The 23,242-nt window shown below is 69.3% G+C and carries 17 protein-coding genes and 2 pseudogenes; 9 read left to right on the top strand and 10 right to left on the bottom strand.

Annotated elements, in window-relative coordinates; all coding sequences use genetic code 11:
• The first annotated feature begins 786 nt into the window (after positions 1 to 786).
• The 4 genes from AB0O34_RS29980 to AB0O34_RS29965 all read left to right on the top strand — a co-directional run bounded on the left by AB0O34_RS29980 (position 787) and on the right by AB0O34_RS29965 (position 5,941).
• A complete protein-coding gene (locus AB0O34_RS29980; protein ID WP_363921086.1) occupies positions 787 to 1,752 on the top strand; it encodes a hypothetical protein in 966 nt (321 codons plus the stop codon).
• A gap of 553 nt (positions 1,753 to 2,305) precedes the next feature.
• Positions 2,306 to 2,677 carry a hypothetical protein gene (locus AB0O34_RS29975; RefSeq protein WP_363921084.1) on the top strand — a complete coding sequence of 124 codons (372 nt, stop codon included), beginning with the start codon at positions 2,306 to 2,308 and terminating at the stop codon, positions 2,675 to 2,677.
• Positions 2,678 to 3,161: 484 nt separating this feature from the next.
• Positions 3,162 to 4,589: a serine/threonine-protein kinase gene (locus tag AB0O34_RS29970; protein ID WP_363921082.1), complete on the top strand. Its 1,428-nt coding sequence runs from the start codon at positions 3,162 to 3,164 to the stop codon at positions 4,587 to 4,589.
• A gap of 266 nt (positions 4,590 to 4,855) precedes the next feature.
• On the top strand, positions 4,856 to 5,941 hold the full coding sequence (locus tag AB0O34_RS29965; protein WP_363921080.1) for a tyrosine-type recombinase/integrase: 1,086 nt from the start codon (positions 4,856 to 4,858) through the stop codon (positions 5,939 to 5,941).
• A gap of 14 nt (positions 5,942 to 5,955) precedes the next feature.
• On the opposite strand, the pseudogene AB0O34_RS29960 reads toward AB0O34_RS29965, so the two are convergent.
• A pseudogene (locus AB0O34_RS29960) lies at positions 5,956 to 6,204 on the bottom strand (SUMF1/EgtB/PvdO family nonheme iron enzyme); the annotation flags it as partial.
• 121 nt (positions 6,205 to 6,325) lie between these two features.
• Between AB0O34_RS29960 and AB0O34_RS29955 the strand changes: the two are divergent.
• A complete protein-coding gene (locus AB0O34_RS29955; RefSeq protein ID WP_363921078.1) occupies positions 6,326 to 7,474 on the top strand; it encodes a histidine kinase in 1,149 nt (382 codons plus the stop codon).
• Positions 7,475 to 7,532: 58 nt separating this feature from the next.
• Here AB0O34_RS29955 and AB0O34_RS29950 read toward each other — a convergent pair whose 3' ends face one another.
• Complete coding sequence (locus AB0O34_RS29950) at positions 7,533 to 8,690, bottom strand: endonuclease Q family protein (RefSeq protein ID WP_363921076.1); 1,158 nt, start codon at positions 8,688 to 8,690, stop codon at positions 7,533 to 7,535.
• Positions 8,691 to 8,893: 203 nt separating this feature from the next.
• Positions 8,894 to 9,280 (bottom strand): TraR/DksA C4-type zinc finger protein, encoded by a 387-nt coding sequence (locus AB0O34_RS29945; protein WP_363921074.1) that lies wholly within the window; start codon positions 9,278 to 9,280, stop codon positions 8,894 to 8,896.
• A 330-nt stretch (positions 9,281 to 9,610) separates the two neighbouring features.
• Here AB0O34_RS29945 and AB0O34_RS29940 point away from each other — a divergent pair, with 330 nt between their 5' ends.
• Both AB0O34_RS29940 and AB0O34_RS29935 read left to right on the top strand, forming a co-directional pair.
• Positions 9,611 to 10,222 (top strand): hypothetical protein, encoded by a 612-nt coding sequence (locus AB0O34_RS29940; protein WP_363921072.1) that lies wholly within the window; start codon positions 9,611 to 9,613, stop codon positions 10,220 to 10,222.
• 168 nt (positions 10,223 to 10,390) lie between these two features.
• A complete protein-coding gene (locus AB0O34_RS29935) occupies positions 10,391 to 10,672 on the top strand; it encodes a hypothetical protein (RefSeq protein WP_363921070.1) in 282 nt (93 codons plus the stop codon).
• A 67-nt stretch (positions 10,673 to 10,739) separates the two neighbouring features.
• Here AB0O34_RS29935 and AB0O34_RS29930 read toward each other — a convergent pair whose 3' ends face one another.
• The 5 genes from AB0O34_RS29930 to AB0O34_RS29910 all read right to left on the bottom strand — a co-directional run bounded on the left by AB0O34_RS29930 (position 10,740) and on the right by AB0O34_RS29910 (position 18,382).
• Positions 10,740 to 11,753, bottom strand: a complete 1,014-nt coding sequence (locus tag AB0O34_RS29930) for an ABC transporter permease (RefSeq protein ID WP_363921068.1) — start codon at positions 11,751 to 11,753, stop codon at positions 10,740 to 10,742.
• The gene (locus AB0O34_RS29925; RefSeq protein ID WP_363921067.1) at positions 11,750 to 12,715 is read right to left on the bottom strand and encodes an ABC transporter permease; all 966 of its coding nucleotides are present in this window, start codon (positions 12,713 to 12,715) and stop codon (positions 11,750 to 11,752) included. The genes AB0O34_RS29930 and AB0O34_RS29925 overlap by 4 nt, the downstream gene beginning before the upstream one ends.
• Positions 12,708 to 14,450, bottom strand: coding sequence for a sugar ABC transporter ATP-binding protein (locus tag AB0O34_RS29920; RefSeq protein ID WP_363921065.1), 1,743 nt, complete (start codon positions 14,448 to 14,450; stop codon positions 12,708 to 12,710). The genes AB0O34_RS29925 and AB0O34_RS29920 overlap by 8 nt, the downstream gene beginning before the upstream one ends.
• Positions 14,451 to 14,520: 70 nt before the next feature.
• On the bottom strand, positions 14,521 to 15,600 hold the full coding sequence (locus AB0O34_RS29915; RefSeq protein WP_363921063.1) for an ABC transporter substrate-binding protein: 1,080 nt from the start codon (positions 15,598 to 15,600) through the stop codon (positions 14,521 to 14,523).
• A 184-nt stretch (positions 15,601 to 15,784) separates the two neighbouring features.
• Entirely contained in the window at positions 15,785 to 18,382 is a 2,598-nt protein-coding gene (locus tag AB0O34_RS29910) for a PA14 domain-containing protein (RefSeq protein WP_363921061.1), read from the bottom strand.
• A 244-nt stretch (positions 18,383 to 18,626) separates the two neighbouring features.
• On the opposite strand from AB0O34_RS29910, the gene AB0O34_RS29905 reads away from it, so the two are divergent.
• Together AB0O34_RS29905 and AB0O34_RS29900 are read left to right on the top strand one after the other, a co-directional pair.
• Complete coding sequence (locus AB0O34_RS29905) at positions 18,627 to 19,436, top strand: DeoR/GlpR family DNA-binding transcription regulator (RefSeq protein ID WP_363921059.1); 810 nt, start codon at positions 18,627 to 18,629, stop codon at positions 19,434 to 19,436.
• 131 nt (positions 19,437 to 19,567) lie between these two features.
• Complete coding sequence (locus AB0O34_RS29900) at positions 19,568 to 21,085, top strand: sugar ABC transporter ATP-binding protein (protein ID WP_363921057.1); 1,518 nt, start codon at positions 19,568 to 19,570, stop codon at positions 21,083 to 21,085.
• A 69-nt stretch (positions 21,086 to 21,154) separates the two neighbouring features.
• Here AB0O34_RS29900 and AB0O34_RS29895 read toward each other — a convergent pair whose 3' ends face one another.
• On the bottom strand, positions 21,155 to 22,468 hold the full coding sequence (locus AB0O34_RS29895; protein WP_363921055.1) for a hypothetical protein: 1,314 nt from the start codon (positions 22,466 to 22,468) through the stop codon (positions 21,155 to 21,157).
• A 120-nt stretch (positions 22,469 to 22,588) separates the two neighbouring features.
• Positions 22,589 to 23,242 (bottom strand): annotated as a pseudogene (locus tag AB0O34_RS29890) (phospholipid carrier-dependent glycosyltransferase); the annotation flags it as partial.

Raw genomic sequence — 23,242 nt, 5'->3', positions numbered from 1 at the left:
ACCGCAACGCGAGCGTGCGGATGCTGGGGTCCTTGTCCTTGACATGCTCGCGGATACGGTCACTCAGAGGGGTGGGGGACGGATCGGCTGTCACGCCCCATGACGGCATTTTGTTGTCAGCTCCTCGATTTCTTTTCGACATGATCGCATCAATGATGGCTGCTAGAGCCCGATGACGAGGAGCAATCCTCTGTGAAACCAGTAGCCGTTCTGTCAACAAGATGGATGACAGGCAGGCTCCCGTGCTTGGGCTACGCGCATGGAACCTTCCAAATTCACCTGCGCCCGCATGCCCATTCGATTAGAGTCCAACCTGCAGTCGAGTTGTCAGCAAAATATGACGACGTAGTGATCCGTCCGAGAGGTTGACGATGGCCGGTAAGCCACAGATGCATTTGCGGAGCGCAGCTCTCTTGCGTGCCCTGATGTCCGGACATCGCAGCCCCAGCGTGGCCGAGTTCGCTCGCCGCGCGGCCCTCACCAGGCAGTGCATCGACAGGTTGCTCAAGCGAGGCACATGCCGTCGTACCACGGCGGACGCCGTCGCGGCGGCAGCGGGCGTACAGACTCTCGATCTGTTCGACTTCAGAATGTCAGCAAAATCTGCTGACAAACAAGAAGGCGACAATGCCCGCCGTGCGCGCGCCTGATCCGAGAGTCCGTGCTTTTGATCTCGGACGGAGATCTCGGCGAAGGCCGGGATACGTACTCGACGCTACGTCGGCTAGGCGGAGCGGAGCCTAGCGCCGTTCCACAAGTCTCATCCTCACGAAAAGGAGTCGTCTCTTGACGATGCAAAGAACTCTCGTCACTGGGTTCCTCGCCGCGTCTGCCCTGGTCGTTCCTGCGGCCGTGGCCACCATGCCCGCAAGCGCGGCGACCACGGCCAGCAGCGCGCACCACGGGAGCGCGTCGAGCCAGGGCGGGCACAGCGGCCTCCGCGAGCACGGCCCGAACGGTCGCGGGCGCGGTTACGCCCACATCATGCGCGGTCACAGGTGGGACCCGCCCGGCAACCGGTACGTCATGGGCGGTCGCACGTACCTCCTGCCCAGCTGCCAGTCCATTGTGAACGGTGGCGTGTACATCGCCCCCGGCTGCGGGCAGACCCGTCCCGTGTACATCCTGGGTGGTCGTCAGTACGACCTCCCGGGTGACTGGTGCGACCAGCCCATCAGCCTCGGCCTGCCCGGCCGCTGGTACGGCCTGCGCGGTCACCGGTACGACCCGCCCGGCAACCGGTACGTCCTGGGCGGCCGCACGTACCTCCTGCCCAGCTGCCAGTCCATCGTGAACGGTGGCGTGTACATCGCCCCCGGCTGCGGGCAGACCCGTCCGGTGTACTACGTGGGCGGTCGGCAGTACGACCTGCCGGGTGACTGGTGCGACCAGCCCGTCGGCCTGCCCGGCCGCTGGTACGGCCAGCGTGGCGGCCACAACGGCGGATGGGGCCACAGCGGCGGTGGCTGGGGCCAGAACGGCGGCGGCCACAACGGCGGCTGGGGCAACGGCGGCGGTGGCTGGGGCCAGAACGGCGGTGGCCACAATGGCGGCGGCAACGGTGGCGGTGGCCACAATGGCGGCGGCAACGGTGGCGGCGGCCAGAACGGCGGCGGCAACGGTGGCGGCGGCCACAATGGCGGCGGCAACGGTGGCGGTGGCCAGAACGGCGGCGGCAACGGTGGCGGTGGCCAGAACGGCGGCGGCAACGGTGGCGGTGGCAACGGTGGTGGCGGGGGCCAGCACCGCTGACCGGGGTCTGCGTTAGCCGGTGATGTCGCCGCCGACCGTTCGAATGTCGCTGTGTTCGGGCGGTGAACGTCCCCGCAGGCTCGGGGACGCGGACGACGGCAGAACCGGAACACACGCGGAGGGAGCCCTCCCGCTGAGATCGCCGGGGACATCCTGGATGCTCAGTACGCGCCTGTGGTCGAGCCCGCGGCGCGACTGTCTTCCAGGGTGTGCCGGATGATCGCCCTCATGCTCTGCCCGCCGGCCGGGCATGAGCGCGGGGATGGGCACACGCCGCGATAGAGCGGCTGCGATGGGGGATCGCAGCCGCTCTCTCCGCCGGTCCTGCCGGGGCCGTCGACGCCCGGCGAACCACACCACGAGCGCACGCCGCAGTCGCACCACAGGGACTCGGGCAAGCCTGATCCGTGCTTCGCTCAGCGACCCGATCACGGTTGATCAACATCGCCACCGCTCCGGGTAACCCGGAGATCTCCGCGGCATTCGACCACAAGAGCCTCATCCGCCGGCGACATACTCCCGGAAGCGGGCTCCTGCGATGAAGGGAGTCACGATGAACGTGCACTGGTGGATCGCGGGCACACTCCTACTGGCACTGCTCGCGGCATCGGCCTGGCCCCCTTGGCGGACCATCCTGACCCGATACCAGCAACCCCGCCTACTCGGCAGCGTCAGCGAGATCGCCCCCGACGACGTCACGCCCTACACCCTCACCAGCGTCACCGCCGGATGGTGCGACTCCACACTCGTCACGGCCACCTGGGACCAGGTCGCCGAGCACGCCGCAACACGTTCCACAGAGATCGACACCGCTTATGTCTGCGTGCTACAGGGCGTCCGAATGTGGTGCTGGCAGCGCGGCCTCATGACCGACGCCATCGCCGACGCACCCGAGGACGATCACAGCCCGCCGAGCACGCCGTGACCGAGGGCGATCAGTACGGACCCTCACAGCTCGCCGTGCACGCCGTGACCGAGGGCGATCAGTACGGACCCTCACAATCCGCCGAACCCCGACCATCTGCTGCGGCGTAACGGAAGCTCCGAGCCATGAGCGCCGGCATCGCCGAGGTGGTTCCACCCGGCCGAGATGGACCCGAGGGTCCGATGCCGACAACGTGAAGTGCCGGTGCTGCGAGCCCGCCACCGCGGCGGCAGTTGGGGCGCCGCCGTCCTGATCGCCGGGGGATCGAACGACGGCCCGCCTCGTCCGACCGCGATCTGTCTCGTTCACGCCGCTCGCCGGTTCGGCAGTGGCGTCGGGCCGGAGAAGACCTGATGTCGCCGCCCGCCAGGGTGGCCGTTGCCGTGGCCGGCGACACACCGCCGTCCCTCTCACTCCGTCAACCGATGGAGACCCGGCCTGAACCGGAAACCCCCCTGTCGTACCGGCCATACAAGGAGACCACATGGACAGCAACCCACGGGGCTGGCATATCCCCGGTTATACCGAGATTCGCGAACTCGGCACCGGCGCGTCAGGGCGCGTCGTCATGGCGCGCAACGACACCGGCAACGTGCTCGTCGCCATCAAGTACCTCTCCAGCGATCTGTGCGTGAACCCGAACTTCATCGCTCGTCTACGGCATGAGGCTCCCAGGCTCGCACTGCTGGACGGCGCGTGCACAGTGCGTTTCTACGAGTACTTCGAGAGCGTCCAGGGCTACGCCGCGGTTGTCATGGAACTGGTGGACGGCGTCTCCCTGAGGACCCTGTTGCGCTCGGAGGAACCGACAGGGCCGGAGGCCGCGCTCGTCCTGCTGAAGAGGTCGCTGCTGGGGCTGGCCGCCGCCCATGCCGGCGGCATCATGCACAGGGACGTCAAGCCGGAGAACATCCTGGTGACGGCCGGCGGTGAGAGCAAGCTGGGCGACTTCGGCATCGTCGTCCACTCGGGGGACGGCATCGCCGGGGCCGGCACACCCCCTTACATGGCGCCCGAGCAGTGGTCGGGGTCGCCGGCGTCGCCGGCGACCGACATCTACGCCGCCGGCGTCGTGTTCTTCGAGTGCCTCACCGGCATCAGGCCCTTCCACGCGCGGAACATCGCGGCGCTCGCCCACATGCACCAGACCGCAGAACCTCCGATCGGGCAGGTTCCGTGGGCATTGCGGAGCCTTGTCAGGCGCGGCCTGGCCAAACAAGCCGCGGAACGGCCGGCGAACGCCGAGGCCTTCCTCGCGGAGCTGGAGTCCGTCGCGCTCGACGAGTACGGCCCCGACTGGGAGGATCGCGGACGACGTCGGCTGGCGAACCTCACCGGTCTGCTCGCGGACCATGAGCACTCGCCCCGCTCCTTCCCGGCCGACGTGACGCTGCCCAGGCCGAGACTCGCGAAGTCGCTGGCCTTCAAGATGGCGATCGGCGTCGTCGGCTTCGCGATGGCCGGCGCCGTGACCACCGTGGTGGTGAGATCGCTCGGTGACACCGACCTTCAGGCGAACACGACCTCGCTCATGCCGCGGCCGCCGTCCTCGGACACGGGCCTCGACGGCGACCCTCCGGATTCCGGCGACCGGGACGACCTGGGCGACACGACCGGCAGGCCCGCGGCGGACAGCACTCCCCCGGCGGCGAAGGCGGACCTCCCCGGGGGGCCCGGCGCCTCGAAGACGCCCGGCACGCGGACGCCACCCGCCGCGCGGAAGCCGTCGCGTTCCTCCCTGTCCGATCCGGATGGGTCCCATCACATCTGCGCGGACGAGCCAAGTCACCCCAGGACGCCCGCACCGAGTCCCACACCGAACCCCTCACCGAGCCCCACCACGATCATCGCGCCGGTCGAGACGGCACCGGCCGAACCGACCGCGCTCGCCGGCGATGAAGTCCCCAAGTAGGCGACCGAGCGTCCGCCGGGTCCAGGCCCGGCTGGAACGACCATCGTGGGAGATGGAGCCCACCGGTACCGATATCCAGTTCGGCAAGGCGCTGTACGGCACTCGGCCGGCTCGCGCGCGGCACTTCCCGCTCCTCCCCGTGAACCGCACTTCACCTGGAACATCGACGGCCGTCCGGGCTGGTCTGCCGGGAGGGCCGGGACGTGGGTGACGACGTTCGGCGCGCACTGATGGAGGGGCGGTGCGCAGTGCCTCCGGCGGGGTCGGTGATCACCGGCCGGGCGGCCGGCTTGCCGTTCTGCGTCGTGGACGCCGACGGAGAGGAACTCGAGCCTGTGAGCGCCTACCTGCGCTACCTGATGCTCGGGAACGCCAGTCCCCTCACGTGCCGAAGCTATGCGTTCGGCCTCCTGCGGTGGTACCGGCTGTTGTGGTGCCTTGAGATCGGCTGGGAGAAGGCGACCCAGGCGGAGGTCGCGACGCTGGTGGGCTGGCTGCAGGTCGCACGCCATCCGCAGGGGGAACGCAAGCGGCCCGAGCCGGCTCCCGTGGGATCGGTGAACCTCAAGCCCGGCAAGCCATCATCGCGGGTGGGGTATGCCCCTAGAACGATCAATCACGCGCTGACCGTCGTTCATGGCTTCTACTCCTTCCATTGCCGTTCGGGAAATGGTCCGGTGACCAATCCGGTTCCCGACTCCGCCCAGCGGTGGCAGGTGCTGGCACACGATCACTCGCTGGAACCGGTCCCGATCGTCCAGCGGGCCCCGCTAAGGCATCAGGTGGCGGGGCGAGCGCCACGGCCGATCCCCGACACGCTGTGGGACGAGCTGTTCGCGGCGATGGGCGGCGACCGTGATCGCGCTCTGCTGGCGTTCTACGTCAGTACCGGGGCGCGGGTGAGCGAACTTCTCACGCTGACCTTGGAGGACATCGACTGGGGTGGTCAGCTCATCTATGTCGTCCCCATGCGAACCAGGCTCCGCCAGCCGATCCCGGCCTCTCCGGACGCTTTCCGCTACCTCGGACGTTATCTGGCGAGCGACGGGCTTCCCGCCCCGGGACAGCCGATCTGGCGGAGCCACCGCGGCGAGTCCCGGCCGATGACGTACTGGGCGATACAACGGGTGCTGCAGCGCGCCAACGAACGGCTGGGCACCGATTGGACCTGGCACGACGCTCATCACACCGCCCTCACCAGGATGGCCGACGGCGAGCGCCTCACGCCGGCCGAAGTGCGGACCATCGCGGCACGCGCACCTGAAGAGGACCGGGCATCGAAAGTGGAAACCGTGTACGTGTTCCTACGGGGATCCGGCTGCCGAGTCATCTACGAAGGGCCACCCCAATAGGGACTTCGGATCGCTCAGAGCGATCGGGCGAGCCGGAATCCGAGGTCGTCGATGTGAAAGGTCGGGTGGCTCTTGCGGCGGCACGACGCCCGGCATCCGCGGGGCTGATCAGACCAGCTTCCGCCACGGAACACGCGGTAGGGCCCGTAGACGCTGGGATCATAGACGTCCCAGCACCACTCCCACACGTTGCCGATCATGTCGTGGAGGCCCCACGCGTTCGGCGTCCTGGTGGCGACGTCGTGCACCTCGCCGGCGGAGTTCCCCCAGCCAGGAGACCTCGGTCACCGGCGTCCGGCGATTGACCCGCAACGTGCCCCGCTTGCTTGAGCTCCGCCGCCTCCGAGTCGTATTTTTGCTGGTCGAAGCGGCAATATGAGTGGTATGCGGGGAAAGTTGGCTGGGTTCGCCGAACAGCACCGAGGCGAGATCGGGGACGTGCTGCTGGCCGGTGCCGTCCTGGCGTTCACGATCCCGACCACGCTCATGGGCCGGTCCTTCTCGCTGCTGGGCAAGGCCCCGACCTGGCTGGAGATCCTCGCCGGAGTCGCCACTGCCGGGGCCATGCTGCTGCGGCGCCGTACGGCCTGGCCGATGATCGTCGGCGCGGTCGCCTGCGCCGTCCTCACCGGGCAGACCGTGCCGTTGACCCTCGCCGCCTACTCGATGACGGCGGAGGACAGGGTGCGCCGCTGGCAGTGGGTCGCTGTGGCGCTGACGGCCGTCTACACCGTGGCCGACTATGTGAGCCCCTACACCGACGATTATCTTTACCTGATCACGGTGCGTGCGCTGACGCTGGTCTACCTGCCCGCGCTGGTCGGCACGTGGGTGCGTGAATACCGCAGCATTAACGCCGAGCTGCGGACGGGGGTGCGGTTGCGCGAGGAGCACGCCGCCTCCCAGGAGCGGCGGCGGATCGCCGGCGAGTTGCACGACACCGTGACCCACGCGGTCACCGCCATGGTGCTCAATGCGGGCGTCATTCAGGACACCGAGGATCCCGCCCAGATCGGCAAGCTGGCCACCACCATCGAGGACAAGGGGATGCAGGCCCTCACCGAACTCCGCGACCTGCTCACGGTGCTCCGGCGCGAAGAGGTGTACCAGTTCTCGCAAGGGGTGGAGGCGATCCCCCGGCTGGTGGGTGAGGCGGAGGACATCGGCCTGCGGGTCAGCCTCCACCTCGACATCCCGCAGGGCGCCCTCTCCCGGCGGGTGGAGCACGAGTGCTTCCGCGTGGTTCAGGAAGGGCTGAACAACATCCGCAAGCACGCGCCCGGATCGGATGTGCAGATCGTCTGCGAGGTCCGCGACGGCGTCATGACCGTCTCGGTGGTGAACACGGCGCACGGCCGGACGGAATCCGTCCGCGAGTGCCCGGTCCTGGAGTCGGGCTACGGGCTGGCCGGCCTGTGGGAGCGGATCACCCTCGCCGGAGGCCAGCTCGTGGCGGGGCCGACCTCCGAGGGCGGTTACGCGCTGACCGCGAGGATGCCCGTCCAGCCATCGCGAGCAGGCCAGACGTCATGATCCTGATGGCCGCGGGGCTCGCCCACGACTCCTGATCGGCGGGATGACTGCGGAGCCCCTAGAAGAGCGTCTGCTTCGGCTCGTCCGGCTCGAAGACGCGGATCGTCCCGAACTCGCCGTCGTACCCGGGTTCCTTGGTCACCTCGCCGCGGCGCAACCGGCCGACGGCCTCCGCGAGCTGCGGGGAGTGGACGGCGATCTCGTCGACCGGCACGAGCTCCAGGATCGCCAGCTCGGGCCCCATGAGCTCGGTGAGCCGGTCGACCTCCGCGCCGACCTTCTTGCTCTTCGGCCCGAAGCCGAGGACCTCGCCCACGATCTCCGGCAGCGGGACGAGGTTGCGGAAGCCGGCGGCGCCGTCCGGGCGGAACCCCTCGGGACGATCGGCCAGATCCTCGACCCGGCTCAGCACGCCGACCGTGAGCTTCCTCCCGCACACCGGGCAGATCCCGCCGCGCAGGCGCGTCTCCTGGGGGTCCATGCGGACGCCGCACTTGCGGTGCCCGTCGACGTGGTACTTCCCCTCCTCGGGAAAGAACTCGATCGTCCCGGCGTGCCCGTTTCCGGTGCGCAGCGCGTCGAGTATCGAGAAGTAGTCCAGCTCGGTCTCGAACACCGTGGTCTCGCGACCGACGATGGGCGGCGAGTGCGCGTCGGAGTAGCTGACCAGCCGGTACCGGTCGAGGCCGGAGACCCGCCAGTTCATGGCCGGATCGCTGGACAGCCCGGTCTCCAGGGCGAAGATGTGATCGGTGAGGTCGCCGTAGCACTCTTCGATCGTGTCGAACCCCGACTTGGAGCCGAACACGCCGAACCACGGAGTCCAGACGTGGGCGGGCACCAGATAGGCGCCGTCGCCGCTGCTCAGAGTCATCTCCAGCAGATCGCGGGAGTCCAGGCTGACAATGGGCCGGCCGTCCGAGCTGAGATCGGCGACCTTCCCGAGTCCGCGATTGAGCACCTCCGCCGCCTCAAAATCCGGCATGTACACCAAATGATGGATTTTTCGAGACCGCTCGCCCTGCCGGTAGATAGTGGATATCTCCACAGAGAGCATGAACCGCACCTGCGCGGCGGCCAGGCTGCCCGGCAGCGTACGGGAGATGTCCCGATCAAGCTCCGTACCCAACCGGAACAGCCCAGGCTCGGCCGGGACGAGGTTCTCGCGGAGCTGCTCGAACCACGCCGGATGCGTGAAGTCGCCGGTGCCCAGCAACGTGACGCCTTTGCGCCGTGCCCACCAGGTCAGATGCTTCAGGTCGCTGTCCTTGCTACAGGCTCGCGAGTACTTTGAATGCATATGAAGGTCGGCATGGAAACGCATCGCGACATTGTGCCACAGTCGGATATATGCGCAGCGCCGCCTTCATAAGCCCTCCGCGTGCTCACTTCCACGACTTGACCTCGGGGTAGTGGAGGTCAGCGCCTGGTGCTGGCGCAGGCGATGCAGGTGGTGGCGGCGGGGCGGGCCTTGAGGCGTTCGAGGGCGATGGGGCCGCCGCAGACCTCGCACAGCCCGTACGTGCCGTCGCGCAGGCGTACGAGGGCCTGGTCGAGGTCGGTGAGGTGGGTCGCCGCCTGGTCCAGCAGGGATTGGATGTGGGCTCGCTCGAAGGCGGTGGAGGACCCCTCGGGGTCGTGCTCGTCGTCGGTGGCCACCAGGGCCGAGGATTCGACGATGTCGTTCCAGTCGCGCGTCAGCGAGGCGACGCGCGACATGGTGCGCTCTCGGTCGGCGGCGAGAAGGTCTCGCATGGCCTCCCGCTCCGAGGAGGAGAACGCGGCGTCCTGAGATCGCTCAGCCATCACGGCCTCACCTCTTCTCCTGATCCAGCTTATTCACGCCCGCCGCGAAGCCGGTCGGCCGGGCGGGCCGGCCAGAGCGCGTGCCAGGCGTCGGAACGGGCGGTAACGGCAGGAATGGGGCTCCCGGAAACGGAGGAGTAGCTCGGTGGCCCCGCAGAAGGTGCTTTTCAGGCGAGAACAACATATGTCTTCTTTGCCGTTCGAGGCGTTTACTGATAACCGCCGAACGGGCCTCCGCAGCATGCCAGAGTAGTAAAACCCGCGCTTGGTGCGGGCGTCGATATTCGTATGGTTCCGCGCCGGCACGCGTCTAGTCCCTCGGAGGTCTGAGTGGCGACAGTCGACAACGGAGATGGGAAAAAGTCCGGATGGCCGCGGATCCTCGTGCCCGCCCTCATCGGCACCGCCGCGGTGCTCATCGCCTCCGCGATCGGCTACTCCGCCACGACTCCGGTCAAGTCTCCCTCGTTGGCCCCGCCGACGGCCTCCAGGGGTTCCTGCGAACGGCTGGCGTCCCCGCTGCCCGTGCGTCAGGTGAGCGCCGCCATCGTGTTCCCCGAGGTGTCGTACGCGATCGACGACGGGGGTGACAGGCCGCGCATCGACCTGGCCGGGAGCTACCGGGGGGCCATCGACGAGGGCAAACGTGTCGCCGTCATCGCGCAGGCCGACCCCCGCTCGTACGACTCGACGCCCGAGCACCACCCCGGGGACGGCCGCTACTACTACGAGCAGGAGCTGCGGGTCGACGAGGAGGCGCACTGCTGGTCGGCGCTGTCGCTGAACCCGGCGTACAACGGGTCGAATGGGCTGGTGTGGCATATCTACCTGGTCCTGGTCCCCGCTGACTTCGGCGTCACCTCGGTGTCCGCGCGTAACGAGGTCGAGGAGGGCGTCTTCAACGGCCTGGACGTGCTCGCCGCGCTCACGATACACACCTAGCCGCTCTTATACCGATATATCAGCTCAATGCGGACAAAAGGCCACGTCTATACTAATTACCTCTTATCTCCTTATCCATACCTATCGTTACCAGCCATGACGAAGGGTAGGAACGTAGCGTCAAGACGCCGCTATCAAGGGGGGCATATGATCAGGACACTCCACCGAATGGGAATCCGATCCGGCATGATGTACACGGCCGGCATCGTGTCCGTCGGCGCGTCATTCGTTTCGTGGCTTCTGTCCAAGGAGTACGAGCAGGACCTCGCCCGCGCCGACCGCTGGGGCCTGTTCGTCGGCGAGTGGGCACCGACCTTCTTCGCGATGGGTGTCGCCCTCAGGATCGAGGAGACGCGCGAAGAGGTCATGACCGGGCGCACCGACGAGGACCGGCGCCAGCAGGATCGCATGGGCCGCCGGCTCGGCGGCCGTATGACCGCCGGCGTCTAGCGGAGCCACGGGCCTGGAACACGGCCGGCCGCGCGCCTGGAGGGAGGCATGCGGCCGGCCCGCGCGCTCAGTTGAGCCGTTGCGCCTTGCTGAGCAGGCGCTGCGCGATCACCACCAGGGCGAGGAACCCACCGCTCACCACCTGCTGGAAGGACGAGGTCAGGTCGCCGATCTGGTTGATGAGGCTCTGGATCACCCCGAGCAGCAGCACCCCCGCGACCGTGCCGGTCACCCCGCCCGCGCCCCCGGTGAGCAGGGTGCCGCCGATGACCACCGCCGCGATCACGTCGAGCTCCAGCCCGATGCCTAGGATGGTGACCCCTGAGGACAGCCGGGCGGCGTTCAGCGCGCCCGCGAGCCCGGCGAGCAGGCCGGACATGAGATACACCAGGACCTTGGTGCGGGCGACGGGGACGCCCATCAGCGTCGCGGCGTGCTCGTTGCCCCCGATCGCGAAGACGTTCTGGCCGAACCCCGTGCGTTGCAGCAGGAGCATGCTGAGCAGCGCGAGCACGGCGGCGATGTACACGGGGTAGGTCAGGCCGAACAGCTCCCCCTGCCCGAGCCGGGCGAAGGCCGGGTCCTTGACCAGGTATGTCGTCGCGCCCTCGTTCGAGATGGCGAGCATCAGCCCGCGCACGCCGAGGAGGCCGGCCAGCGTCACGATGAAGGGCGCCATGCCGGTCCGCGCGATGATCAGGCCCTGGACGAGCCCGACCATCCCGCACACCGCGAGGGGGAGCAGCAGCGCCACCACGACCCCCGCCTGCGAGCCGTACGCCGCGAGCACGCCGCCGAGGACGAACAGCGACCCCACGGACAGGTCGATGCCGCCACTGATGATCACGAACGTCATGCCGAGGGCGATGACGGCCAGGAACGACGACGAGACCACGATGCTCGCCGCGTTCTCCGCGGTGGCGAAGAAGTCGAAGGCGACGCTCCCGGCCGCCACCAGGACCACCAGGACGATGAGGGCGCCGTGGTGCTGGAGGACGTGCCCCAGCCGCTCGCGTCGCGCCGCGCCCGCGCTCCGTACGGCCGGCGCCTCGAACGCGGGGACCACCTTGGAGTCGGTCATCGTGCTCCACGCTCCCGGGTGACGTACACGGCGGCGAGGATGATGACCGCCTGGACCATCTGGGTCCACGATTGGGGCAGGTTGTGCTTGATCAGCGTGGCCGAGAGCAGCTGCATCAGCAGCGCTCCCATGACGGTGCTGAAGACCCTGATGCGCCCGCCGGCGAGCGGGGTGCCCCCGACGACGACGGCGGTGATCGCTGAGAGCTCGATGAACAGGCCGAGCGAGGTGGGGTCGCTGGCCTGCAACCGGGCGGTGGCCAGCACCCCCGCGAGCGCGGCCAGCACTCCGGAGATCATGTAGACGGTCAGCAGCACACGCTTCACCGGCAGGCCGGAAAGCTCGCTCGCGGTGCGGTTGCCCCCGATCGCGACGACCTGCCTGCCGAACGTCGTCCGCCGTACGAGGAACGCCACGAGCAGGGTCAGCGCCGCCGCGATGACCACGATGATCGGCACGCCGGCCACCGAACTGCTGCCGAGCGCGATGAGGTCCGGGTTGCGGAACTCCATGAGCTGCGGCACGAGCACGTTCGCCACACCGCGCACGCCGACCAGCAGGGCGAGCGTGGCCACGATGGGCTGCACGCCCACGTAGGCGACCAGGGATCCTCCCGCCGCGCCGACGATGGCGCCCGCGGCGAGCGCGACCAGCAGGGCGGGCAGCACGCCGTACCCGAGATAGAGCACCACCATCGCGGCCGACAGCGCCATCACCGACCCCACCGACAGGTCGATGCCCTGCGTGCCGATCACCAGCGCCATGCCCAGTGACACGATCACGATCGGGGTGACCTGGACGAGCTGGGTACGGAAGTTCGCGACGTCCAGGAACCGGGGCGTGAACAGCACGTTGAGCACCAGGAGGGTCAGCACCGCCGCGTAGACCCCGTACTCCTGGAGCCAGGTGAACAGGCGCGTCCTGTCCACCCGAGGGAGTGCCGCCGTCGTCGTGTCAGTCATGGGATTCCGCTCGTGAGGAGTGATCCGCCCGGGTCATCGAGTCCGCCCCCGGGGGGCCCTCCGGGACCGCGAGGCCGACGGGTGCGGGGCCGGGTGGGTCCGCGGCGTCAGGTGCGGCGTCGTCACGCGCCGGGCGGGGTGGGTCCGTGGTGGGGGGTACGTGCGGCGGTTCCGCGCGCTCGCGGGTGAGGGCCATGGAGCCGGTGGCCGGGGAGTGGTCGGCGATGGAGGCCATGATGCCTTCCTCGGTGACCTCGGCGCCGGACAGCTCGCCCACGACCGCCCCCTCGCGGAGCACGATGATGCGGTCGGACCCCTCGGCGAGCTCCTCCAGGTCGGACGAGATCAGCAGCACGCCCAGACCCTCGCCGGCCAGCTCGTCGATCAGTGCCTGGACCTCCGCCTTGGCGCCCACGTCGATCCCTCGGGTGGGCTCGTCGAGCAGCAGCACCTTGGGCCGCATCGCGAGCCACCGGGCGAGGAGCACCTTCTGCTGGTTGCCGCCCGACAGCTCGGACACCTTCTGGTGCGGCGAGGAGGCCTTGATCCGGAGCCTTCGCATGTAGGTGTCGACCACCTCGTCGATCCGGGCGTCCGACACCACCCCGCCCCTGGCGAGGAACGAAAGCGAGGCCAGCGCGATGTTCTCGCGTACCGACAGGTTGGGGATGATGCCCTCGGCCTTGCGGTCCTCGGGCAGCAGGCTGACTCCGGCGCGGATCGCCGTGGTCGTGGAGCCGCGTCGCAGCGGGAGCCCGGCCACGATCACCTCCCCTGAGTCGAGCGGCAGCGCCCCCATGATCGCCTTGGCGGTCTCGCTGCGGCCCGCGCCGAGCAGTCCTCCGAGCCCGACCACCTCGCCCGGCCGCACGCTGACGGAGACGTCCCGGAGCACGTGCCGGCGGGTGAGCCCGCGAGCCTCCATCACCGGCTCGCCGGTGGCCACCGCGTCGTGGTCGCGGGAGAACCTCGTCGCGCCGCTCGCCCTGACCTCGTTCAGGTCGCGGCCGAGCATGAGCGAGATGAGCTGGAGCCGCTCGAGCCCGGCCATCGGCCCGGTGTGCGCCAGCCGCCCGTCCCGCAGCACCGTCACCCGGTCGCAGACCGCGTACAGCTCGTCGAGCCGGTGGCTGACGTAGATCACGGCTATCCCGTCGTCGCGGAGGCGCCTGATCACCCCGAACAGCGTCTCCACCTCGCGGGGCTCCAGCGACGAGGTCGGCTCGTCCATGATGACGACCCTGGCGTCGATCGAGATGGCCCTGGCCAGGGCGACCATCTGCTGGGCGCCCATCCCGAGCGTGCGGAGGGGGCGTCGCACGTCCGTCCTCACCCCGTAGCCGGCGAGGACGCGCTCCGCCTCGCCGTACATGCGGGTGGCGTCGATGACCCCGAGCCGGTTGCGTGGCTCCCGTCCGAGCAGCAGGTTGCGGGCCACGCTCATCATCGGGACGAGGTTGACCTCCTGATAGATCGTCGAGATGCCCGATCGCTGGGCGTCCAGCGGGGTGGGGAAGGCGGCGGGGCCGCCCTGGTGCCGCAGTTCCCCGCCGTCCGGCTGGTAGACGCCCGTGAAGATCTTGATCAGCGTCGACTTCCCCGCGCCGTTCTCGCCGACCAGCGCGTGCACCTCACCCGGGCGCACGGTGAACGACACGCGGTCGAGCGCGACTACACCGGGAAAGCGCTTGGTGATCTCCCTGGCCTCCAGCACGGGCTCATCCGATGTGCCCAATGGCTTCCCCTCCACGTCGTTTCCCGTTACGGCCTCACGGTGAGACGCCTCACCGTGAGGGTGGCCGTGATCAGTAGGCCTCGTCCAGACCCGCCTTGGCGGTGTCGCCGGCGTACTCGCGGTCGGAGATGATCACCTTGTCGGGGATCGGCTGGCCGTCCAGGAACTTCTGGGCGGTCTCGAAGGCGAGCGGGCCGAACCTCGGGTTGGACTCGATCACGGAGTACAGCCAGCCGTCGACGATGCTCTGAACGGCGCTGCGGGTGCCGTCCACCGACACGATCTTGATGTCCCCGGCCGTCTTGCCCGCGCCCTTGAGCGCGGTCACGGCGCCGAGCGCCATCTCGTCGTTCTCCGCGTAGATCCCGTTGATGTCCGGGTTCGACTGGATGAGCTGCTCGGTGACCTGCTGGCCCTTCTCCCTGGCGAACTCCCCGGTCTGCTCGAAGGAGATCTGGATGCCCGGGGCCTGCTTCTGCACCTGGTCCTTGAAGCCGTTGGTGCGCTCGGTGGTCACGTTGTTGCCGGGGGCGCCCAGCAGGATCGCGACCTTGCCCTTGCCGTCGAGCGCCTTGATCATCTGGTCGGCCGCGCGCTTGCCCTGCTCGTAGAAGTTCGACCCGATGAACGTCAGGTAGTCCCCGCACGACTTGGCGTTGATCTTCCGGTCGACCGTGATGATCGGGATCTTCTTGGCCGACGCCTGCTGGAGGACAGGCTCCCAGCCATCGGAGTTCAGCGGGGCGATGACGAGCAGTTGAGCCCCCTGCGCGATCAGCTGCTGCACGTCGGTGATCTGCTTGGAGAACTGCGACTGCGCATTGGTCACCCTGAGTTTCTCAATGCCCAGCTTGGCCGCCTCGTCCTTGATCGACTTGGTCTCGGCGATGCGGAAGGGGTTGGCTTCCTTCTCCGACTGGGAGAAGCCCACCGTGGCGGTCTCCAGGTCGAACTTCTTGCCGCCGAACTGGTCGAGCGTGCAGGTCGGCCCCGCCTCGCCGGTCGGCGTCTGCACGACCTGCTGGCCCTGGGTGCTGGTCGCGGCCGGCGCGGCCGCGGTCTCCTCTGACTTGGCGCAGCCGGCGGCCGCGAGGACCACGGCGAGGGAGATGGCGGCCGTACGGAGGTGACGGCCGGCGTGCATGGACATGGGTGTTCCTTCCCTGGGGGGTGCGAAAGCTCAGATGGACGGCCGAGCAGGGGAAACGGCTCGGCGCGAAGAGGTCAGCGGGGGTGGAAGGAGGGGTGCGGACGGCCGAGGCCGGCGCGGGAGGATCCGGGGGACGCACCCGGGAAGGGCCGGGAGCCCTGCACGGGCGCGTCACGCGTGCTGATCACTGGCAGGCGACGGGTGTCCCGCTGGTGAGGGCCTTACCGGCGTCGTGGACCCGCTTGACGTCGAACTTGGTCACCGCCCGGTCGTAGGTCATCATGCCGTTCAGCTCGGTCTCCACGTCGGTCGTCTGGGTGTAGATCGCCGCGCTGAGCCCGTCGCACGTCTGCAGCCGCTGGAGCTGCTGGGCCATGTCCACGTACCGGTTGGTCAGGGCCGCCGAGTCGGGTTCCACGACGTAGCCCCATCCGCCGCCGGACCAGGTGTGCCCGATGACCGGCATGCCGAGCCCGCCGTACTCCCCGAGGACCGAGGCCCGCGTGGGGGAGGGCTTGGCCACGGGGCCGGGGCCGGGGTACATGTGCCAGTCGATCACGTCGCCGTTGCCGCCGTCGACCGCGCCGCAGCAGTTGACGCCGCTCATGTTGTCGACCAACCGGGACGGGTCCCAGGTCTTCACCGTGTGGGCGATCCTGGCCTGGTCGTACTGCCCCCAGCTCTCGTTGAAGGTCACGTACATCACCACGGAGGGGTTGTTGCGATGCTGGTCGACCATCTCCTTCAGCTCGGCCTCGTACTGCGTCCTCTCGGTCAAGCCCGGATTTCCCGCCATTGAGGGCATGTCCTGCCACACGAGCAGGCCCAGCTTGTCCGCCCAGTAGTACCAGCGGTCGGGTTCCACCTTGACGTGCTTGCGCACGGTGTTGAAGCCCAGCGCCTTGGTCTGGTCCAGGTCGTACTTCAGCGCCGCGTCGGTAGGCGCGGTGTAGATGCCGTCGGGCCAGAAGCCCTGGTCGAGCGGGCCGAACTGGAACACCGGCTTGCCGTTGAGCAGCAGGCGGCTGGTGCCGTTCACCTGCTCGCGCGTGATGGACCGCATTCCGAAGTAGCCGCGGACGGAGTCGGTCGTCCGCTTGCCCCCGTCCTTCAGGACCACGGTCAGGTCGTACAGGAAGGGGTCGTCCGGCGACCAGAGCCGGGGGGCGGCCACCGGCAGCCGGAGCTCGTCGTTCGCCGGTCCGGTGACCGTGCCGACGACGCGCTTCCCGTCACGCGCGGTCACCTCGGCGACCGTGCCGGCGGCCGCGGTGGCGTCCACGACGACGTCGAGCGCCTTGCCGGGCACGTCGGGGGTGAGGCGCAGGCCGTTGATCCGGGTGGCCGGGGTGGGCTCCATCCACACGGTCTGCCAGATGCCGGACGCGGGGGTGTACCAGATGCCGCCGCCGCCCAGCCGCTGCTTGCCGGTGGGCTGGAGCCCCTTGTCGGTCGGGTCGTACACGCCGACGATGAGCTCCTGCCGGTCCGCGTGCACGAGGGCGTCGGTGACGTCGATGCTGTGCCGGTCGTAGCCGCCCTTGTGCGCGCCGACCTGCTTGCCGTTGACGTAGACCGTGGACTGCCAGTCGACCCCGTCGAGGTGGAGGACCAGCCGGGTGCCGCCGCTGCGGACGTTCCAGTCCTTCGGCACGGTGAAGGTGCGGCGGTACCACATCCGCTCCTCGTGCCGCCCGATGCCGGACAGGACCGACTCGACCGGGTACGGGACCACGATCTTCTCGGTGAGGTCGCGTCCGACGGGGGGCGCCTGGTCCTGCTGGGCGGTGGAGAACTGCCAGGTGCCGTTGAGGCTGCGCCACCGGTCCCGGACCATCTGCGGCCGGGGGTACTCGGGAAGGGGGTTGGCCGGGTCGACGTCGGCGGCCCACTTCGTCTTGATGGTGTACTTCGAGTCGTTCGCCACGACGACGTGGGCGAACGCCTCCAGCGCTGTGCCGTCGGCGTGGGTCATGCCGCCCTGGCCGTCGTAGGAGAGCCGCAGGGAAGCGCCCGCCTTGCTGGGAACGGGGAAGCCGAGCTTCAGCCGTACGACCGACCGGTCCGTGCCGTCCTGTGCGGCGGAGGTGATCGGCCACGCGGTGCCCGCCACGGTGAAGTCGAGGTGGTCCTTGGCGGACGCGGGCAGGGCGGCGAGGTCGGCGTCGAAGTCCAGGGTCACGGTGTCGCCGGCCGCGTCGACGGACGCCGACGCGGGGCCGGGCGGGTCGTACCCCTCCGGCAGGAAGAGCGCCTCCGTGGGGACGATCTCCTTGACCTGGCTCGGGCTCTGCCAGCGCAGGCGCAGGTTGGAGCCTCCGAAGTGCTCGAAGTACTCGATCTTGATGTCGTAGGTCTTGCCGGCCTCCAAGGTGATGGGCGTGCCGATCTGCTCCTTGTCCCAGTCGTCCACCCAGTGGTCGATGACCACCTTCCCGTCGACCCAGAGCCGGAAGCCGTTGTCACCGATCATCGAGAAGGTGTAGGCCTCGGAGAACTTGGGCTGGATCCGGCCGGTCCACCGTACGGTGACGTCGTCCACGCGGCCGGTGAGGTCCTTGAAGATCGGCTCGAGGTCGGGGAATTCGATGGACGGGTCCACGACGGTGGCCTTGAGCTGCCCGAAGTCGAAGGCCCCGGGCGCCGTGCTGAGGTGGTAGTCACCGCGCAGCCCGTGGCGCGCGGCGTCGGCGGCGGTCGCGCCGGTCATCCCGGCGAGCTGCCACGACAGGCAGAGGAGTACGGCCAGCAGGAGGAGGGAACTTCGTCTCTTGGCTTTCATGCAGGGGGGTCCTTTCCGCACAAGACGGTAGGCCGGGCCATTTCGCACAAAACCGAACATGTCTGGACTCGTGCAGAGCCAAAATAAGCACCCGTGGACGTAAACAGTCAAGAGTTTCGATCGCAAACGCTCTAACTCGGTCACGTTCGACCGTGGAGCAGGTGTCGGCGGGTGGCTCGCGGGGACCTGGGCGGCCGACTATGATCAGAATCGGGCAAGTGCTACGGATGACAAGGTGGGAGCCGTGGGCGACACCGAGGGATCGGGGGAAGTCCGCCGGCCCGTGTTCGCCGCCGAGCGCCGGCAGCGCATCATCGAGCTGGTGCGCGTCAACGGCGCGGTCTCGCTGAGGGAGCTGGCCCTGGCGGTGCGGTCGTCGGAGGTCACGGTGCGCCGCGACCTGCGGGCGCTGGAGGCCGAGGGCCTGCTCAACCGCCACCACGGCGGCGCGACGCTGCCCGGCGAGCTGTCGCGGGAGCCCACGCACTCGCAGAAGGCCCAGGTAGCCTCCATCGAGAAGAGCGTGATCGCCGACCTCGCGGCGTCCCTGGTCGAGGACGGCGACGCCATCGTGGTCGGGCCCGGCACGACCACCCAGGAGTTCGCCCGCAGGCTCAGCAGGAACACCGAGCTGGCCGTCGTGACCAATTCCCTGCTCGTCGCCCAGGCCCTGGCCGGCTCGCCGCGCATCGAGGTCGTCCTCACCGGCGGCACGCTGCGCGGCTCGATCCACGCCCTCGTCGGCAGCGCGGCCGAGCACTCGCTCGCGGGCCTGCGCGTGCGGCGGGCGTTCATCTCGGGCAACGGGCTCTCGGTCGAGCGCGGGCTCTCGACCCCCAACCTGCAGGTGGCCAGCGTCGACCGCGCGCTCGCGGCGGCGGCGGAGGAGGTCGTCGTGCTGGCCGACCACACCAAGATCGGCATCGACACGATGGTCCAGACGGTGGCGACCGAGCAGATCGACCACCTGGTCACCGACGACGCGGCCCCGCGTGACGTGCTCGACGAGCTGGCCAACAAGGGCGTGCGGCTGCACGTGGCCCGGCTCGGGTGACGGTGACTGGTTCTGATCGGCCGTGATCGGATAAGTTTCCTTCTGTTACAGGATTGTTTCCTTTCGAGATCACCATCGGTCCCAACGAGGTGTCTCCTCTCGCCCAGCCAGGCCGTCCGGGGAGGAAGCTGGTGACAGGTAGCAGCATGGTCCTCCAGGCCGCCGGCGTCCTGAAGAGCTTCCCCGGCGTCCGGGCGCTCGACCACGTCTCCGTGGCCGTCGCCGAGGGGGAGGTCCACGCGCTCATCGGCGGCAACGGCGCGGGCAAGTCCACCCTGGTCAACCTGTTCTCCGGCGTGTACCAGCCCGACGGGGGCGAGCTGCGCTACCTCGGCGAGCCCGTGAGGTTCGGTGGTCCGCTGCAGGCGCTGCGCGCGGGGATCGCGACGATCTACCAGAAGGGCAACCTCGCTCCCCAGATGAGCGTCGCCCGCAACATCTTCCTCGGCCGCGAGCCGCGCGGGCGCCTGGGACTGATCGACTTCGCCCGCATGCACGCGGAAGCCGGGGAGATCCTCGCCGGGTACGGAGTGCGCGCCGACGTCCGTCGGCCGGTCGCCTCCCTGGCCCCCGGGACCCAGCAGATGGTCGCCCTGGCGCGTGCCGTCTCGGCCGGCGCCCGCGTCGTGATCATGGACGAGCCCACGTCGTCGATGGAGCCCGGCGAGATAGAGACCCTGTTCGGCGTCATAGGCGCGCTCCGCGACGGCGGCCGGTCGGTGATCTACGTGAGCCACCGGCTGGAGGAGCTCTACCGCATCTGCGACCGGGCCACGGTGCTGCGCGACGGTAAGGTCGTCCACACCGGCCCCATGGCCGATCTCGACCGCTTCAGGCTCGTCTCGCTGATGCTGGGCAGGCCCTTCCAACCGCCGCGTGCTCCTGTGGACATCGGCGGCGGCCCGGCGGACGAGCCCGCCGACCTGCCGATCCTGGAGGCCAGAGGGCTCAGCCGCCGCCACGTGCTGGCCGACATCTCCATCGCCCTGCGCCCCGGAGAGGTGGTCGGCCTCGGCGGGCTGCTCGGAGCCGGGCGCAGCGAGACCGCGCGGGCCATCGCGGGCGTCGAACCGGTGGACGCGGGCCAGGTGACCGTGGCGGGCGCCCCGCTCGGCAAGTGGTCGATCAAGAGCGCCATCAGGGCCGGGGTCGGGCTGGTCCCGGAGAACCGCAGGACCGAGGGGATCGTCCCCACCCTGTCCGTGCGGGACAACATCGCCCTCGCGGCGCTGCCCCGCCTCTCGCGGGCCGGCATCGTGTCGGACGCCCGCGTCGACCGCATCGTGGCGACCTTCATGCGGCGGCTGCACATCAAGGCGGTGTCCCCGGACCAGCGGGCCGGGGAGCTGTCGGGCGGCAACCAGCAGAAGGTGCTGCTCGCCCGATGGCTCGCGATGAACCCCAAGGTGCTCCTGCTCGACGAGCCGAGCCACGGCGTCGACGTCCCGAGCAGGGCGGAGATGCGGTCGCTCATCGACGAACTGGCCGTCGACGGGCTCGCGGTGCTGCTGATCTCCTCGGACGTGGCCGAGCTCGTGGAGAACTGCGACCGCGTCGTGGTCCTGCGGGACGGCAGCATCGCCAGGGAGCTCACCGGCCACGACGTCACCGAGGACAACATCATGTCCGCCATCGCGGCCCGGGGCTAGGCAGTGCCCCGGCCCCGGCACAGCCTCCGGCCTTGGAAACGCACGCCGCCGCCGACGGCGTCCCTAGGCTCAGGTGAGGGTGACGTACTGGCGGGGGCGGAGAGCCTGCCCACGGAGGGCGGCCAGGGCGGCGGCCTGACCGGACGGGGTGAGCGCCGCCGGCGCCGGCGCGTCCGACCGGGGTGCGGAGACGCACAGGTCCAACGCCTCCAGCCGGTGGTGCAGCTCCACCAGGGGACGGACCACGTCGGCCGGCGTCGCCGTGCGCCAGCCCTCGCCCACGACCACCTCGGTGACCCGCTCGGCCAGCGACGCGCAGGGCAGCTCCTTGCCGTCGGTCAGGAGCATCAGCCCGACCTCGCGCACCGACATCTCCATCTCGCGCTCGCCGGGCGCGGGGGTCAGCAGCGCCAGGGACGCGGCCTGCCACCTGGCCTCGGGGTCGGCGAGCAGCCGCCTGCCCGTCGCGGTGATCAGAAGCCTCCGGCCCGTGCGGTGCACGGCCCGCATCTCGTGCTCGGCGACGTGGCGCAGGGTGCGCAGGGCGGTGACGCCGCTCTCGCTGCGCGTGCCCGTCATCTCCCAGCCGAACCGCTCCGCCGCCTCGACGACGAGCGCGCGGCAGATGTTGTGCCGCTGGGTGAGCGGCACGCCCTCGGGCCGGGCGGCCGCCTCGAGCAGCCAGGACAGGGCGGCGAAGTGGGACCCCTCAGGCGCGGGAATGGGCGCGTGGAGGCGTACCTCGAAGGGCTGGGCCAGCTCGCGCCGGGCCGCGCCTCGGCCGAGCACCCACCGGTTGAGGCGCTCGCCGTGCACCCGGTTGAGCCAGTTGTCGCCGCCCAGCTCGGTGCGGGGAGCCGTGAGCCAGCGGCGGGTCAGCGCCTCCGCGCGGGTCTTCCAGCTGCTCGCCGCGGGCTCCAGCTCGCCGGACACGATGGCGATCTCGAGCGCGGCCGAGCACGCGAGGTGCGCGCCTAACTCCTCGGGACCCATGATCGAGCTCCAGCGGAGCTCGGGCACGTCGGGCGGCAGCACTCCGGTGGCGCCGAGGGCACGCTGGTAGGCCGCCGTGCCGGCGTCCTCGCCCTCACGCGCGTACGCGCGCAGGATCTGGGAGGTGGTCGGAGACGCGCACAGGGCGGCGTAGCGGTCCATACCGCCGAGGCGCAGCAGCCTTCCCAGGGCCCTGGCGATGTCGCCGTGGTCGCCGGTCACCTTGAGGGGCAGCGTGTACCAGAGGAACTCGCACACATCGAGCTGAGTGATCGTTTCGAGCGGCTCGGCGCCGGTCAGCCACTCGACGGCGGTCCTGGCGTCGTCGGCGACGTCCGGATCGGAGCGCTCGAGCTCTGTCAGGAGCGCGGCGACGTCGGGTGCAGGCATGCCCCGCAGTCTGCCGTATAGGCCCGGGCCCTGACGACGACCACCACCACGGACGATTTCCACGTCACCTACCTGTAAGGCCAGAAAGAGCAGAAGGGCTGGGTTGTGCGAGTCGAGGCGTCATATCCAGCGGTCAAGCAGCATGCGCCGATGCCAATCGTCGTAGGGGATGATCTCGGCGGAGATAACGGGGTACAGCCACCAGAAGTTAATCAGTGCCACGAGCACGAAGGCACCCGAAAGCGAGGCTCCGATGATCCGCCGCACCGGTTCGCCGTTGGCCGGTCCGATGAGCAGGCCGGCGGCGAGCACGATCGCGAGGATCATGAACGGCAGCATGGGCGCCGTATAGAACAGGAACATCGTGCGCTTGTCGGCCAGGGCGTAGTAGACCCAGGGCAGCCCTCCGGCGGCGTAGGCCAGCAGCACGGCTCCGGCCCGCCAGTCGCGGGTGGACACGTACCAGACGATCATCGCGAGCAGGGCGATGATCGCCCCGTACCAGATGACCGGCGTGCCCACCCCGAGCACGGCCTGCGAGCACTTCGCCGCCCCGCAGCCGCCGGGGCTCTCGTAGAAGAACGCGACCGGCCGCAGCAGCAGGGGCCACTCCCAGGGCCACGACTGGTACGGATGTGACGAGGCGAGGCCGGTGTGGAAGTTCAGGACCATCCACTGGTAGTTCCACCAGGAGCGCAGGGAGTCGAAGATGAAGTACCCCCAGCCGCTGGAGGTGGCCTGGGCCCAGTTGCGGCCGTACCCGTAGGCGCTGGC

The sequence above is a fragment of the Sphaerisporangium sp. NPDC088356 genome (genome assembly GCF_040685555.1).
GTDB lineage: Bacteria > Actinomycetota > Actinomycetes > Streptosporangiales > Streptosporangiaceae > Sphaerisporangium.
The sequence above is the reverse complement of the archived record's forward strand: the minus strand, read 5'-3'. Positions and strand labels throughout refer to the sequence as shown.

Bases quoted from the DNA above. Each gene is read 5' to 3' on its own strand.
- AB0O34_RS29925 (WP_363921067.1), bottom strand. From the start codon at position 12,715: ATGACTGACACGACGACGGCGGCACTCCCTCGGGTGGACAGGACGCGC.
- AB0O34_RS29975 (WP_363921084.1), top strand. From the start codon at position 2,306: ATGAACGTGCACTGGTGGATCGCGGGCACACTCCTACTGGCACTGCTC.
- AB0O34_RS29955 (WP_363921078.1), top strand. From the start codon at position 6,326: ATGCGGGGAAAGTTGGCTGGGTTCGCCGAACAGCACCGAGGCGAGATC.
- AB0O34_RS29970 (WP_363921082.1), top strand. From the start codon at position 3,162: ATGGACAGCAACCCACGGGGCTGGCATATCCCCGGTTATACCGAGATT.
- AB0O34_RS29930 (WP_363921068.1), bottom strand. From the start codon at position 11,753: ATGACCGACTCCAAGGTGGTCCCCGCGTTCGAGGCGCCGGCCGTACGG.
- AB0O34_RS29935 (WP_363921070.1), top strand. From the start codon at position 10,391: ATGGGAATCCGATCCGGCATGATGTACACGGCCGGCATCGTGTCCGTC.
- AB0O34_RS29910 (WP_363921061.1), bottom strand. From the start codon at position 18,382: ATGAAAGCCAAGAGACGAAGTTCCCTCCTCCTGCTGGCCGTACTCCTC.
- AB0O34_RS29945 (WP_363921074.1), bottom strand. From the start codon at position 9,280: ATGGCTGAGCGATCTCAGGACGCCGCGTTCTCCTCCTCGGAGCGGGAG.
- AB0O34_RS29915 (WP_363921063.1), bottom strand. From the start codon at position 15,600: ATGTCCATGCACGCCGGCCGTCACCTCCGTACGGCCGCCATCTCCCTC.
- AB0O34_RS29895 (WP_363921055.1), bottom strand. From the start codon at position 22,468: ATGCCTGCACCCGACGTCGCCGCGCTCCTGACAGAGCTCGAGCGCTCC.